Below are 14,811 nucleotides of genomic sequence, written 5' to 3' on the forward strand. Positions count from 1 at the left end.
TCACCAACAAATTCATGCATAGGGGGATCAAAACGATGATGAACTTCGACTTTACACCGGAACAAGAGATGTTGCGGCAAACGGTGCGCAAGTTTGTCGACAAAGAAATTATGCCGTATATCAAAGAATGGGATGAGCGCGGCGCATTTGACCGCAACATTTTCAAACGGCTCGCCGAGCTCAATTTAATGGGCGTCTGCATTCCGGAGCAATATGGCGGCATGGGGATGGACTACAACTCGCTCGCCATCGTCTGCGAAGAGCTCGAGCGCGGCGACACCGCCTTCCGCACCGCCGTCTCGGTTCACACCGGGCTCAACAGCTTAACGCTGCTGCAATGGGGAACGGAAGAACAAAAACAAAAATATCTCGTCCCGCAAGCCCGCGGGGAAAAAATCGGCGCGTTTGGCCTGACCGAACCAAACGCCGGCTCGGACGTCGCTTCGATTCAAACGACCGCTGTCCGCGATGGCGATGACTATATTTTAAACGGACAAAAAACGTGGATTTCCCTTGCTGATATCGCCGATCATTTCCTCGTATTCGCCTATACGGATAAATCGAAAAAGCATCGCGGCATTTCCGCTTTTATCGTTGAACGGACAATGCCCGGCTTTTCGTCGCGCCCGATTAAAGGGAAGCTTGGCATCCGCTCCGGCAACACAGGCGAGCTGTTTTTTGACAACGTCCGCGTCCCGAAAGAAAACTTGCTCGGCGAGGAAGGTGAAGGGTTCAAAATCGCCATGTCCGCGCTTGACAACGGCCGCTTCACCGTCGCTGCCGGCGCCGTCGGCCTCATTATGGCGTGCTTGGAAGCGAGCGTCAAATATTGTCATGAACGAAAAACGTTCGGCAAAGAAATCGGCCGCCATCAACTCGTTCAGCAAATGATCGCCCGCATGGAAGCCGGCCTGCAAATCAGCCGCCTGCTCGTCTACAAAGTCGGATTTTTGAAAAACGAAGGCCGCCGCTGCACGCGGGAAACATCGCTCGCCAAATGGATCGCCTGCGACTACGCCAACCAAGCGGCCGATGACGCCGTTCAAGTCCATGGCGCTTATGGCTACTCGAACGAATATCCGGTCGAACGCTACTTGCGCAACTCAAAAGCGCCGGTCATATACGAAGGCACGCGCGAAATTCATACGATCATGCAGGCGGAGTATGTGCTTGGCTACCGCGAGGACAAACCGCTGCGCAAAACATTGCCGGCATGGCGGCCAGACGAGGACTAAAACAACGGCGAAACAACGGCGGCCCCATCTCGCCGCCGCGCGCAAAAACGCGGCTGTCCTCATCCGTCGATGAGGAGCAGCCGCCTATTGTTCTTTCTCGTCCATTTTGCAAAATTGTTTGTACAAATCTTTCAGCGCCGCACAAAGAGCGGAATGCGCTTTGCCTAAATACCCCTCGTCAAGCTCAGCCAACAGCTCGTCAATGCCGTCGCGCAGCGAATGGCCGCGAAGCAGCCGGGCGACATAGTCGCGCCCGTGTTCAGTGGCAAGGGTGCACGACGCCTCAACGATCACTCCGTACTTTTTATCAATTTCCGCCGTAATCGTTAACGTATCGTAAAGGCTTTTCGCCGCCATTCCGGCTGGCAGTCGCGCATGGCCGGCGATAAACTGTGTTTTCATCCGCTCTCCCTCTTTCCTTCTCGCCTGATGTTTCCTGCGTCATCTGCTATGTTATTTCGCTGCCCCGTGCCGTTTTCCCTGCCTTTTTGTTGACAATTGGCTGAGGACGAAGGGTTATTCCTCCTGTAGCTGATCGATCATGCGGAACTGCTTTACCATATAGTCAAACCGGGCGCCATGCCCTTCGCTCGCTTCAACAAAATACCGTTGCTCAATAATAAACGCGCCGCCTTTTCCGTTTGGAACAACATAATATTTAACGACTTCGTCATTCCACTGATGCCCGGCTTCCCCGTGAATCACATAGCCATCCACCGGTTCGTTCACTTTTCCGGTTTGAATGATGACCGGGTATTTCTCCTTTACTTCCTGCTCTAGCTCGACGGCCACCATCTCTGGGGATCGGTCCGTCACTTGACGAATTTCCATATATACCGGCGGAATGTTGGCGCCCCCTTGATGAAGCGGCACAATCCGGTCGTACCCGTTCTTTGTTTCAAGCCGGTACATACTTTCATCGATGTAAATGATATAGCCGGCTTTCCCTTCGTTCAACGTCACCTCTTTTTGTTCCTTTTGGCCTTCTATTTCCTCCGTGATCACTTTTTTCGAGGCAAACCATTGCCTCACTTGATCAATCGCCGCCTGGCCAGGGGCGGTGAACAAAAATGCCAGCACAACCGTTGCCGCCACGGAAGCCATCGGCCATACCCACCTGCCTACACGGCGGCGTTTCCGTCGCTCTTTTACCATACGGGAGCGAAGATGCACCCATACATCCTCTTTCTGCTCCGCTGCCTCATCCGTTCCGTACAGCAACGCCGTTTGGATCATTTCGTCCCATTTCCGCTCATCCATTTGTCGCACCCCTTTCCTCCTCCATTTTCATCCATTTCATTAGTTGGCTGCGCGCTTTAAACAGCCGCGATTTTACAGTATTGACGTTTAAATCGAGAATGTCGGCGATTTCCTCATCGGTGAATCCTTGCAAATATTTCAGCACTATAGGAATACGCTGCTTTTCCTTCAACCGCCCGATCGCTTTGTACAGCTCTTCATACTGTGCAAACGCGTAACGCTCTTCATACGACAGAAAACCGGCAGCTCCCATCTCCTCGCTCAAGATGGCAACAGCGCGCTGTTTTTTCATAAACCGCCGGCATTCATTGATCAAAATGCGGTAAAACCATGGCCGAAACGGCCTAGAGGGGTCAAAGCGCCCGATATGGTCATAGACGCGGATAAACGTTTCCTGTACAGCATCCGCCGCGTTCGCACTGCTTCCGGTCACCGCTGCTGCCACGCGCAAAGCATATTCTGCGTAAAGCTGATACAATTCAGCGAATGCTCCTTCATCGCCGTGCCGAATCCGCTCGATCAGCTCCCTCTCCATCTCTCCACCTCCCGAAAAGGGGTTTTCACTTTATATACCCGCGATAGCGGCCAAACGTTTTTCTTTTTTATAAAAAAAGCCGCTTGCTTCGTAAACCGGGCAAGCGGCGATGATTTTCCTAATTCACATTTAGCGTGGCTGCACCGATAAGGCGCGAGCGCTCTCCCATTTCACCCACGCCCCACTATGCGGATCGATGGAGGCAAGGCGGAGCCAACCGTTTTCAACTTTTTGGCGAAAGTCGCCGTTTTCGCTGAGCAACCGTTCGATATAATAAGACGGCGCCTCAATAATGACGAGCAGGCGGAGCGGAGAATGGAACAGCTCGCGGTCAGATGCCGCCACCGACTGCCACGGCAAGCCGGTCAGCAGATCGCTTCCGTTCCCTTGCATGACGCCGATGCCGCCTGTAACCGTCTGGGTCGTTTTATCGCCGCTTCCGTAGTAGTGCGGCGCGACAGTTGACGCGTAATATTGCAAATTGATCCACTGACCGACGGTCGCCGGCCCGGCGATAATGCCGGCCAACGCTTCACCGGTCGGATCCTCGCGCCAATCGTAGCTATGCAAAAACACTCTTCCGTCCAAATGGACACCTTTTGTTAACGCCCTCCGGCCAATGAAAAAGGCGGTGTTTCCGGCTAATCCCCATTCCGGACGAACTTCGCTCCAGTCAACCGCGCGGCGCTGCGCTTCTGCCACCGGGTCGTGCGGCATGCCGCCAACATGCGGCAGCTTCGCCATCCGCTCAGCGTTCGCATGACGGCTCACACCGCCGAGGACCCGCTTGAGTTGGTCAAACGACCGCTGAGCCGCTTCTGATAACGGCGGCACCTCCAACCAGCGCAGTTCGTCAACGGTCGTGATATGTTCCGCAGCGACAAACACCGTCTCCTCCGGAATGACTATTCCCTCTTTTGCCAGCTCGGCTCGCACGCTAGGCAAATTCGCCAATGCGGTAAACACGCGGGCGTTAAATGCTCCGGCGGCACCGCCGCACGCTCCGCAGTCAAGCGCCGAGGCGTACGGGTTGTTTGCCGTTTCGCTTTCGTGGCCGCAAACGACGACAAGGGGGGCAAACGAGGACGTCAGGCCGATGTTGACAAGCAGTTGCTTAACATATTGGACTTGCTCCTCTTTTGTCAAACCGACCGGCAGTCCGGCCGCTTCGTCCCCGCTATGGCGATGGAGCGACAACATCGTTTTTGGTTTTTGTTCCGTCGTCGTTTCAGCGCGGCGAATCACCCGCCCGGCCCAAGCTGGCGCTGCGCTCCGAGCGAGCGTATGCAAGCCGAGCCATGGCCCGCTCATTTCCGGAAGCAATAAGCCGGCCAATATGTGCTGCTTGATTTTTTTAAACGTTTCACCGACAAAGCGAAGCGCATCGCGCCGGCGGCGATAGGGTTTGGCTTCCTCTTGATCCGCCGTTTCGCGAATTTCATGCTGGGGCGCGACGATCGCCGGGCACGATGGGTGGGCATCATCGCTGTCAAGCGCGCGCGTCTGAATCGGCAAGCCAAAAAAGCCGGCACATCCGTATGTTTCAAACGGCCCAGCTGCTTCCAAATGCCGGCGAAACGGCTCGGAACGAACGTCAATACAAAACAGCAGCTGAGCTGCGGCCCGCTCTGGTTCGCTCACCGGACGGCGCGTGGACACCGCCTCTTTCAGCCTTGCTTCATCCGTATCTTCCCACGCCTCAAGCCAAAGGTGACGGCGGTCAATCCGCCAAAAGCGATCCGCAAAAGCCAGGCGGGCTTGTTGTTCGTCCGGCCGCAAGCGCCGCCAGTCTTCCGGCGCCATTCCGGCCCAATGAAACCAAGCGGCCAACAACGGAAGAACATCGTTCCGATCTCCGTTTTCTTCCTCGCCTAACGGCAAATGCGGGGCGGCAAGCGCCCACTCGAGCGAGAGCCGGACAGCTAAATAACCGATCAATCCATCCACCTCATCGCCTGCTTGACGCGATCGCCACACTGTCATGCCGGCCCAGCCAGGCAGCGCCAGCAAATGCGCCTCCACATACGCCACTGCGTCTTCGTCCTGCACCCCCAGTTTTTCAAGCGCCTGGCGCAGCGCCTCATTTGGATCGTGCGGCCAATCGGAAAGCCGCTTCCGTTCATCTTTCGAAAGCGCTGGGTCCGCGGCGGCAAGCTGGCGCCATGCCTGATAAAAACCGCGCTCACGATGCGGAAGCGTCCATGACGCCCCGCTTTCATCATAAAACAGCTTGCACCACTTGATCATCTGTTGATCAAGCCGTTCGGCGATGTTGCCCAACCGTGCGCTGACCGGCCGGACAGCCGTCAGACGCAGCTGCGTTGCCTCCGCCAACGGTACCAGCTCCGCAAGACCAAACGCTTCCTCCGGCACCGTGTCGTTCCAAAGGAGGGCGCGGCAAAGCCGTTCCGCTTCGTGGCGCGGCGCCGGAAGCGGCTGTTTGTCAAGCCAGCGCTGCAGCCGTTGCTCAACGAACGAAAGATCGATCTCTCCTTTGGCCAACGCTGTATGGAACACGGCCATCGGCGGATACAAGTCGATCCCATACACTTGTTGCAACCGATCGGCTGCATCGGCAAACCGTTCCCTTTCAAACCCCATCCACGGATGGCGGGCGATAAATGCCGAAATCGGCCAAAGCGGGGCAATCGCCTTTGCCGCCTCTTTGACCATGTCAGCGAGCGGGCGGCCTTGCACGCGATCCCGCTTGAATACTCCAACCGTTCGCTCAATCGGCATCGCACTTTTATTCATGAGCCATTCCCTCCTTCATATAGGATGCCAAGTAATGCGGATGCGTCTCCATTGCCGCTAGGCGCGGCTCTCCAAGGTGAACGAGCCGCATATACAAACGAATGGCAAGCGCTGACGTGCGCTCGTTCGCGATCCAATAGGCAGCGAGCGCCGCCGCGGCGAATAACATGCCTGCCATCCATTCGAACGGAGCAGTCGGAATGAACACGGATGCTCCCCCTTCACCGAAGAGCGCCATAAACTCATGGCGCACCGTTTCCGAAACAAACGCCAAGGCGGCGACAACAGCGAAGCCAAGCCAGCGGCCTTCGCGAAAGTCGGCGAGCCGTCCCCAGGCGACCGCCGCCGAAGCGCCAAGCAGGAGCGCACTTAACAAGCGAGCCGGTTCACCGGGAGCTGCAAACCAAAAGGCTGCCCCAAGCAGTGCGCCGACGACCATGCTGCCCCGCCATGAACCTCCCGCTTTTCGATATCCCGCCCGGCCCACTCGCGGGACGACCGAACCGGACTGCAGAAAAAGCGTCGCTTTAAACAACCCGTGCAGCACTAAATGCACAACCGCCGCCCCATAAGCGCCAAGGGCGCATTGCACAAGCATGACGCCCATTTGCGCCATCGTTGACGCGACAAGCTGGCGCTTATAGTCAACATGCACCAAGCTGATCCCGGTTCCGATCAAAATTGAGAAAAAGGCGATCATAAACAGTGCTACATGCGCCTCCGTCCCACTAAAAAGCGGAGAAAAACGCCAAAGCAACAGCCCGCCGGCATTGACGAGCCCGGCATGCATGACCGCCGACACCGGTGTCGGTGTTACTGCCGATTCCATCAGCCAGCGGTGAAACGGCCATTGTCCAGCCGGGATGATCGCCGCCAAAATAAGCAGCCCGTTCATCACTGCCTTCTCCCAGGCACCTAGACGTGCAAGGTGCTCCACTGACAGCGCCGAAGCAAGACGCCATTCGCCGGTCGCCGCCCCAAGCCACCCAACTACAACGGCGACAGCCAGCCAACTGATGCCAAATACCGCGGCCATCTGTCGGGCGACGAACCGAGCGGGCCCCCACTCTTTTTTCAACCCGGTTAATGCTACAAGGCCGATCAACGGCAGCCCCCAGCATATGACCATCAAACGCAAGTCACCGCCCGCCCATGTGAGTGAAGCGGCAAAGGCGGTCCAAGTCAACAGCGAAAAATAAAGCCGATACGCACGGTCGCCATGCAAATAACGGATCGCAAACCGTTGAATCGCCCAGCTAAGGAGCGAAATATAGACACCAGCCAGCCAGGTGACCGTATCAAATCGCCATATCCCGACTTCCACGGCACCAGCGCCGATCCATCCCGACAGCGCTGCCGCCCCCGGCAGAAGCAACAGCCAGACGTGTACGTGCACATACCGCTCCGGCACGCGCGGAAATAGCCATACGATCGCGCTGGCAAACACAATCGCCACCGCTGCCAGCCAGCCCCATACGAACCATTCAAGCTCCATAAACATCTCCTCCCTCATCCGCTTGCTTTTTCACGGGAGAAAAAGAAAAAACCGGCTATGTCAATCAAGCAAGGCGGCCGAAAAAAGGCCGTTCCATTGCCTATAGATTGCCCATAGCCGGTTTATCTTCAACCAATCACTGATGGACTGTTTGAAGATCTCCCGTCGTTAGTTGTGCAACGGACATCGGTCGGTTTCCCTTCAACGAACCTAAGCAGATGTAGGTTTTTTGAAGGGCTCCCGACAATAACGTCCTCTTTATTTATTCTATACTTACTGTATAAAAGTTGTTTCAATTATACAACAATTCCGCCAGCCTGTCATCTGAAAAATTTATTTCGCCAGCTGTTTTTCCAAATCGTTGAACAGTTTAAAGACGATAATCCGCTCGCCTGTCCGCGTGCTTAAATCAGTATGAAAACTTTTCACCCGTTCACCGGTAATTTCCAAAATCATCTCTTTTAAGTCATCGACCCCTGATTCGACCAAACTCGTCCGCGACCGCTTCACGGCGAGCATCCCTTCCTTTGACTCACAAAGGGTGTATTCGGCAGGCGTCAAAATGCCATGCAAGGAAACGATAATCATATCGCGCAAAATATCGGTTTTGACAGACACCGAGCCGCGGCCGAGAAAATCTTTTTCCCATTTTGTTAGCGCCTTGCTGATTTCGGATTCGATCCAGCCTTTGGATTTGTTCATGCCCCGATCCCCCTCTAGCCAACCGGCAGCCTCTTTGCCGCCCTCCGCCGCGTTGCACTGATAAACATAATTATAACGATAATCGGCGGATGACGCTAGAGCAAAATCGCAGGAGCGCCGTCAGAAAGCGAATTCAATCGCTTGTTTGCCGCTTCTTAGCCCCATCGCGTTAGGGGCGGCTTGTTGTCCCGTCCATCGAAACGAACTGGCCTGAATGGACTGCCTGTCTTGCTTGCACTGGCACACTGTCACCATCATCGGGAGCGATGCGCTTGTTTCCATCGATCAGCGGTCGCAGGCATCTTTTCATCTCCTTATGTTGATGATATCATGATGCCTGCTTTCATCCCGTCCCTAAAGGAATGGGCTTTCCCGCCCACGGGTCTGGAAGGAAAACCACGCCCCTTTCTCCTGCCATCGTGCCTGCCGTTATTGGCTGCACCGGAGCGTCCGCAGCCGATTGAGCGCCGCCGCCAGCTCGAAGCGGCGCGGGCGGGCGAACTCGCCGGGATGGCCGTTGCGCAAAGAAATCGAGCCAAGCCCATGTCGGTCCCACCGTTCCTCGATGGCATCAAGCAGTTGGCGGACGGTTTTCTTTCCGTCGAACCATCCTTTTCGTTCCATATACAGCAGCGCCGCGGCGATCGCTCGCGTCTGGCTGTCGTCAACAAGCTGCTCGAGCGCATACAACAGCACGTCCGTCAGCCCGTATTGAATGACATGGCGACCGCGCGCGGCCGCTTTCGCTTTCTTTCCTTTTTGGCTGTTTAAGCTCTCCGGCAGCGGAATGCGCTCACGAATGCGGCCAAACGACGCTCCGCCTTCCGCTTTCCGCCCCGATGGCATCTTGGCCGCGATCTGTTTCGCTTCACTGGTCACATCGGATGGAGCATACTGTTCCATTTTGATCACACAATCGGCAATCTCAAAATAATCCCCTAACCCTCCGACGACCAGAACGGTGGAAATGCCGTAGTCGTGAAACAGCTGGCGGGCTTTGTCGATATACGGGGTGATCGGCTCGGCTTCTTTCGCGATGAGCGCCTGCATGCGCGCGTCGCGCATGAACAAATTGGTAGCGCTCGTATCTTCGTCAATCAAAAACGCCGACGCCCCCGCTTCGATCATTTCGATCATGCTCGCGGCTTGCGAGGTGCTGCCGCTCGCGTTTTCCGTCGAAAAGCGCGTCGTCTCCTTGCCGTACGGCAGCGTGCCGATAAACGGGGAAATATCGACATTGGCCACGCTGCGACCGTCCTCAGCGCGAATTTTCACCGCCCCGCTGTCGGTGATGACAAACTCCCGGCCATCGCCGGCGATATGATCATACACACCGTGCTCTAACGCCTGAAGCAGCGTCGATTTTCCGTGGTAACCGCCGCCGACAATGAGCGTGATCCCCTTTCGGATGCCCATGCCTTTGATCGGTTCGGTGCGATGCGGCACCGGAATCGCCACTTCGAGCTCCGGCGGGCTTTGAAACGGCACCGCGCCGCGCCGCAGCGGCTTGTCGCTCACCCCGCTTTCGCGCGGCAAAATCGCGCCGTTGGCGACAAACGCCACCAATCCGTGCTCATGCAAATAGCGGCGGATGGCGTGCTGTTGATCGGCCAGTTCAACCGCCGGGCGGATATCCTCTTCACGAAGGCCGTACACCGCCCGCTCGATCACGGCTGGAATTTGTTCGAAAAAGATGCCCTCGGCTTCCTTCGCTAAGATGCGCCGCCCGTTGGCCGGCAAGCCAACCGATAAACAAATGGTGATCGTCTCATCGGTGATGTGCACCGCCGTTCGCTCGAGCACCTTCTGCCCGGGCGCATCGATCGACACGAGCCCGCTTTTTCCCGACCCGCGCGCCCGCGCCGGCCATTGCCGCAGTTCGTGATGAACGCGGCGCACTAGCACATCTTCGCAACGGACGCGGCGCGGTTTCGTATTCGTCCACTCCGATGTCAACACCGTCTTCACCCGCGGCACGATCACCCGAATTTTTGACGGTTCCGCAAACGGGTCGCCTTGCACATGGTCAATCGCCAGGGTAAATGCCGGAAAGGAATACTCCCCCTCAATCGCTTTGTACGCCTTATATCCCTTTTGATCAATGGCCCGCAGTCGTTGTCTGAGCGCCTCCATTGCATCCACTCCTTCCTTTCACTGTTCACCGAGGGCTCCTTTATGCACCACTTTGATTGTACCGCAAACCGAACGCCTTCATCCAGAACCGTCAAAAACGGCGGCTCGCCTATTCTTCGGGCGGGCCGCCTGCCGCTTACCGGTCTTTCATCCCCGTATAGATCCAAATCGCTTCTTTGAGAAACTCAGCCGCTCCCGGATGCACTTGGTCATAATACGCTTTGAACCGTTCGTCCTCGACATACAGGCGCGCCAGTCCGGCATGCGCTTCCTCGGAATAATGCATGCACGGTGTACTCGATATTCCTCACCTCCCTATGGATGACGATACACCTTGACGCAACGTCAACGTAAAGAGGAAAATGAAAAAAAGGGCTCCCAAGGGCCCTTTTCACGTCCCACAAAACGTCCGGTACGGCCGGTCGGACGGCGGCGGCAGTTCCGCGTACTCGGCTTGTTCCGGCGAATAAGCGTACGGATCGGCCAGCGCTTCGAGGAAACGCTCCATCACGCTGTAGTCGCCGCAATTGACCGCGGCGGCCAATGCCTCTTCAACCCGATGGTTGCGCGGAATGACGGCCGGATTATGGCGGCGCATCCGTTCATACGCTTCTTCCCGCGAAACCGCTTCTTGGCTGAGCCTCGTTTGCCAGCGCTCGTGCCACTCGCGAAACTCGGAAGCGTCAAAGAGCGCCATTCCGATGTACTCGCCTAACGTCAACGCCCGGAACGTGTTCGTATAGTCAGCGCGGTATTCTTCCATCAGCCGCAATAAATCGGCGATAAGCTCGCCATCCCCCGCTTGCGCTTCAGCCAAACCGAGTTTCGCTCTCATCCCGTCGAGCCAATGACGATGGTACAACGTCGGATATTGATCGAGCGCTTCCTGCGCCAACGCCACCGCCTTTTCCTCATCCTCATCCAGCAGCGGCAGCAAGCTCTCCGCCAATCGAGCTAAGTTCCAGCCCCCGATATACGGCTGATTGCCGTACGCATACCGCCCTTCCGTATCGATGGAGCTGAACACCGTCTTCAAGTCATACGTGTCCATAAACGCGCATGGCCCGTAATCGATCGTTTCCCCGCTGATCGTCATGTTATCGGTGTTCATCACCCCGTGGACGAAACCGACCAGCTGCCATTGGGCGATCAATGCCGCCTGCCGGGCGATGACTTGTTCAAGCAAAAACAAATAGCGGTTTTCAGCCTCTTCAAACCGAGGGAAATGCCGCTCAAGCGCGTAATCGGCCAACGCGCGCAGCTCTTCTTTCGTCCCCCATTGCGCCGCGTATTGGAACGTCCCGACACGCAAATGGCTCGACGCCACACGCGTTAAAATCGCCCCAGGCAGTTCGGTTTCCCGCCGAATCGTCTCTCCCGTTGTCACGACCGCCAGACTGCGGGTCGTCGGAATGCCAAGGGCGTGCATCGCCTCGCTCACGATGTACTCCCGCAGCATCGGCCCGAGCGCCGCCCGCCCGTCGCCGCCGCGCGAATACGGCGTCCGGCCCGAGCCTTTCAGCTGAATATCCACCCGCTTGCCGCTTGGGGTGACATGCTCGCCGATGAGCACCGCCCGTCCGTCGCCAAGCATCGTGAAATAGCCGAACTGATGCCCGGCATACGCCTGCGCCAGCGGCTCAGCCCCGTCCGGAATCCGATTTCCCGCCAGCACCGCCACCTCTGCGTCGCTTCGCAATGCTTCTTCATTCAACCCAAGTTCTGCCGCAAGCGGCCGGTTGAGCACCGCCAGTTCCGGCGCGCGCACCGGCGTGGGGAGAACGCGGCTGAAAAAGCGTTCCGGCAGCCTTGCATAACGGTTGTCAAACGTCCACCCCGCATCCAATTTGATCATCTCCTTTTTTCGGCCAAGCTATGGTTTTATTGTATGGTAAAACCGGCGGCATAATAAATCGAAAACACGCGGTTCGCCCCAAAAATTCGACCGCCCTGTTTCGACGAAACCCGCCATCTTTTCTCTTTCGCTTCTGTTCCGTTTCGCCTATAATGGCTATGAGGAGGTGAAACGAATGGAAGAAAACACGATCATCCAAGCGGTGCTGCACGCCCTCGAACAACATTCCGACAAAATCAGCTCGAAAATGGAGGAAATGGAACAACGACTGCGCGGTGAAATGCATGAAATGGGCCAACAACTCCGCACGGAAATGCACGAAATGGGCCAGCAGCTCCGCAACGAAATCCATGCTGTCGAAACCCGTCTTGAAGCCAAAATCGATTCCCTTCGTGAGGAAATGCAACAGATGAACAGACAACTGACCGAACGAAGCGATCGCCTCGAAGAAGAACTCGCAGACACGCAAACCTCGGTCGACGTGTTGACCACGAAGGTGCTCCATCACGACCGAAAGCTTCGCCAACTGGCCAAACAAGCGTAATTCCTCTCGAAACGTTAGCCTTTTTGACCCACCGCAACGAACAAAACCGCTCCTGTTTCATCCTCCTGTTCCGTTTGATGAAATGGAGCGGTTTTCGTCTGAATATGGCGATCTTTTTCCCATCGCGGCCAAATGATGCACTCCTCACTTCACCAGCCCATGGCGAAACGCATAAATCACCGCTTGCGTCCCATTTCTTGAACGCATAGTACAAGATCGCCAGCGTGATCGCCAGCCCGACAAGCGGCCCGAGATGAAACAAGAGCACCAACAAGGCGGCCGCCCCGGCAACGAACAACCCGATCTTTTTTGCCATCCTTTCGCTTCCTATCTCACATTTCGCACCCTCTCGACAAAAATCGGGAGGATTTTTTTATCTTCCTGTCGAATAAAACCTTGAAACACAAGGAAAGCAAAGGAGTTTGCCCATCATGGACGTTCGAATTCGGGCCATTTATGAAAGTTCTTATTTGAATATAATAAGCACCCTGTTCAAGGATCTTGACCTTCCTCAGTTGATTGATCATCTGGTTCCCGTGAATCCGCAATGCCAAACTCGAGCCAGCGATATCGTCAAGCTAATCATTCTGGATATCTTGAGCGGCCGGCAAGCGCTCGTTCATTTGGAACAATGGGCGCACGACATCGATTTGCCGAAGCTGATTCGGCCAGGGCTGGAGCCGTCTTGGTTCAACGACGATGCCATCGCGCGTCATTTGGATCGCCTGTATGAGGCGAATATCCATCAAGTCCTTTCGTCTTGCCTCGTGCAGATCTACAAGAAAGAAGGCCTCTCTCTTCGTGTCTTCCACGCCGATACGACGGACAAGACCGTTTACGGCGCGTATGAATCGGTCTCGTCAGAGGCCCTGCAGATCACGCATGGCTACAACCGGCATCATCGTTGGCAAAAACAGATCGGTTTCGGGCTGATCGGCAACGAAGACGGCATCCCGTTTTACGGCGATGTGCACGACGGCAACGTGCCGGACAAAACGTGGAATCCCGAGGTACTCTCCCGTGTCCATGAACAGCTGAAGCAAGCCAAGATCCAAGACGAATGGATTTACGTGGCGGATTCCGCTGCGATGACGAAAGACACACTGACGCAAACGAAGACCGCCAACGCCTTTTTGATCACGCGAGGCCCTTCATCGCTTCGGATCGTCAAAGCCGCGCTTTTGGAGGCAGATGCCCAACCCGATTCGGCGTGGAGCGATCCCTTTACGTTGGCGGAGAAAAACGGTGCCACGTATCGAGTATGGGAAACAGCCTCGACTTATGAAGGCCATCCGGTTCGACTGATCGTCGTCGAATCGAGCGCGCTCGACCAGCGAAAAGGAAAGACGCTCGACAAAGAGCGGACCAAAGAAGCGGAGCTTCTTCGCGAGGAACAAGCCCGTTGGGAACGCCACCCCTTCTCTTGTCGGGAAGACGCCGAACAAGCCTTGGCCTCCCTCAAGGCGTCCCTTCGCCCCCAGTTTCATCGGGTGGAAGCCGCGGTCGAAGAGATCGTGCGCCCGAAAAAACGGCGCGGACGACCGAAAAAAGGGGCGGAACCCGAGATGGAGACGCTGTATTTCGTGCGTCTTGGCATCGAGTTCGACCAAAACGCTTGGGAACAGGCGAGACGGAAAGCGTCCCGGTTTGTCCTCGTTACGACCGTTCCGAAGGAATGGAAGGGTCAACCGATGGAGGCAAAAGAAATCTTGAAGTTGTATAAAGGCCAAATCTCCGTGGAGATGAACTTCTCTTTCTTGAAAGACCCGTTCTTTACGGATGAGATTTACGTCAAAAAACCAGAACGGGTCGCGGTATTGGGCTATTTGTTTCTGTTGGCCTTGGCCATTTACCGCGTCTTCCAGCGCCGGGTGCGTCAGTTCATCACCCCGGAACGCCCATTAAAGGGCGCGGGAGGCCGGAAACTGACCCGCCCGACCGGTCAGGCGATCTTTCAGTTGTTCCGGTATGTGAAAGTCGTCCTACTGGAGCTGCCGGATGGGCACATCCAACGCGCGTTAGGGAAACCGCTCACCCCTGATCAGCGAAGGATCCTGCACGGATTGGGCATGGATGAGAGCATTTACGTGTAACGTCATACGGAACGACTAGCGATGGTAAAAAAAGGATTGTCATCGCTCGTTGTGTTGGTCGAAATGTTATTCTGAAAAAATGAAATAAAAAATCCTTTCTTTCTACCCTGTTAGGGTGCGAAATGTGAGTCCTATCGTATCGCATCCCTGCAAACTCCCATCACGTTCCGAAGATATATTTTGACTACGACTCAAGGCGTATTTT

General features: G+C 55.8%; 11 protein-coding genes and 2 pseudogenes. 3 read left to right on the top strand and 10 right to left on the bottom strand.

All coding sequences use genetic code 11. The annotated features are described in order from the left end of the window. The first annotated feature begins 35 nt into the window (after positions 1–35). Positions 36–1,235, top strand: a complete 1,200-nt coding sequence (locus tag GS3922_RS13450) for an acyl-CoA dehydrogenase family protein (protein ID WP_063166750.1) — start codon at positions 36–38, stop codon at positions 1,233–1,235. Positions 1,236–1,319: 84 nt separating this feature from the next. Here GS3922_RS13450 and GS3922_RS13455 read toward each other — a convergent pair whose 3' ends face one another. The 9 genes and pseudogenes from GS3922_RS13455 to GS3922_RS13490 form a co-directional block, all read right to left on the bottom strand. After that, positions 1,320–1,637, bottom strand: a complete 318-nt coding sequence (locus GS3922_RS13455; RefSeq protein WP_063166751.1) for a DUF3870 domain-containing protein — start codon at positions 1,635–1,637, stop codon at positions 1,320–1,322. A 114-nt stretch (positions 1,638–1,751) separates the two neighbouring features. After that, the gene (locus tag GS3922_RS13460) at positions 1,752–2,495 is read right to left on the bottom strand and encodes a hypothetical protein (RefSeq protein WP_063166752.1); all 744 of its coding nucleotides are present in this window, start codon (positions 2,493–2,495) and stop codon (positions 1,752–1,754) included. Next, complete coding sequence (locus GS3922_RS13465; protein ID WP_063166753.1) at positions 2,488–3,030, bottom strand: RNA polymerase sigma factor; 543 nt, start codon at positions 3,028–3,030, stop codon at positions 2,488–2,490. Before GS3922_RS13465 ends, GS3922_RS13460 begins: the two co-directional genes overlap by 8 nt. A gap of 129 nt (positions 3,031–3,159) precedes the next feature. Next, positions 3,160–5,769: a DUF2309 domain-containing protein gene (locus GS3922_RS13470; RefSeq protein ID WP_413229278.1), complete on the bottom strand. Its 2,610-nt coding sequence runs from the start codon at positions 5,767–5,769 to the stop codon at positions 3,160–3,162. A 7-nt stretch (positions 5,770–5,776) separates the two neighbouring features. Then, positions 5,777–7,279 carry an NADH dehydrogenase subunit 5 gene (locus GS3922_RS13475; protein WP_063166755.1) on the bottom strand — a complete coding sequence of 501 codons (1,503 nt, stop codon included), beginning with the start codon at positions 7,277–7,279 and terminating at the stop codon, positions 5,777–5,779. Positions 7,280–7,612: 333 nt separating this feature from the next. Beyond that, the gene (locus tag GS3922_RS13480) at positions 7,613–7,981 is read right to left on the bottom strand and encodes a Na-translocating system protein MpsC family protein (RefSeq protein ID WP_063166756.1); all 369 of its coding nucleotides are present in this window, start codon (positions 7,979–7,981) and stop codon (positions 7,613–7,615) included. A 429-nt stretch (positions 7,982–8,410) separates the two neighbouring features. Then, positions 8,411–10,114, bottom strand: coding sequence for an ABC-ATPase domain-containing protein (locus tag GS3922_RS13485; RefSeq protein ID WP_063166757.1), 1,704 nt, complete (start codon positions 10,112–10,114; stop codon positions 8,411–8,413). Between the two features lie 136 nt (positions 10,115–10,250). Next, positions 10,251–10,397, bottom strand: a pseudogene (locus GS3922_RS17400) (TipAS antibiotic-recognition domain-containing protein); the annotation flags it as partial. A gap of 108 nt (positions 10,398–10,505) precedes the next feature. Beyond that, entirely contained in the window at positions 10,506–11,969 is a 1,464-nt protein-coding gene (locus GS3922_RS13490; protein WP_063166758.1) for a protein adenylyltransferase SelO, read from the bottom strand. Positions 11,970–12,144: 175 nt separating this feature from the next. Between GS3922_RS13490 and GS3922_RS13495 the strand changes: the two genes are divergently transcribed. Beyond that, positions 12,145–12,513: a hypothetical protein gene (locus GS3922_RS13495; protein WP_063166759.1), complete on the top strand. Its 369-nt coding sequence runs from the start codon at positions 12,145–12,147 to the stop codon at positions 12,511–12,513. A 190-nt stretch (positions 12,514–12,703) separates the two neighbouring features. On the opposite strand, the pseudogene GS3922_RS18205 reads toward GS3922_RS13495, so the two are convergent. Beyond that, positions 12,704–12,829 (bottom strand): annotated as a pseudogene (locus tag GS3922_RS18205) (lmo0954 family membrane protein); the annotation flags it as partial. Between the two features lie 115 nt (positions 12,830–12,944). On the opposite strand from GS3922_RS18205, the gene GS3922_RS13500 reads away from it, so the two are divergent. Then, positions 12,945–14,606, top strand: coding sequence for an IS1634 family transposase (locus GS3922_RS13500; protein WP_063166760.1), 1,662 nt, complete (start codon positions 12,945–12,947; stop codon positions 14,604–14,606). Positions 14,607–14,811 lie beyond the last annotated feature (205 nt).

The organism is Geobacillus subterraneus (assembly GCF_001618685.1).
In the GTDB taxonomy this organism is placed as follows: Bacteria; Bacillota; Bacilli; order Bacillales; family Anoxybacillaceae; genus Geobacillus; species Geobacillus subterraneus.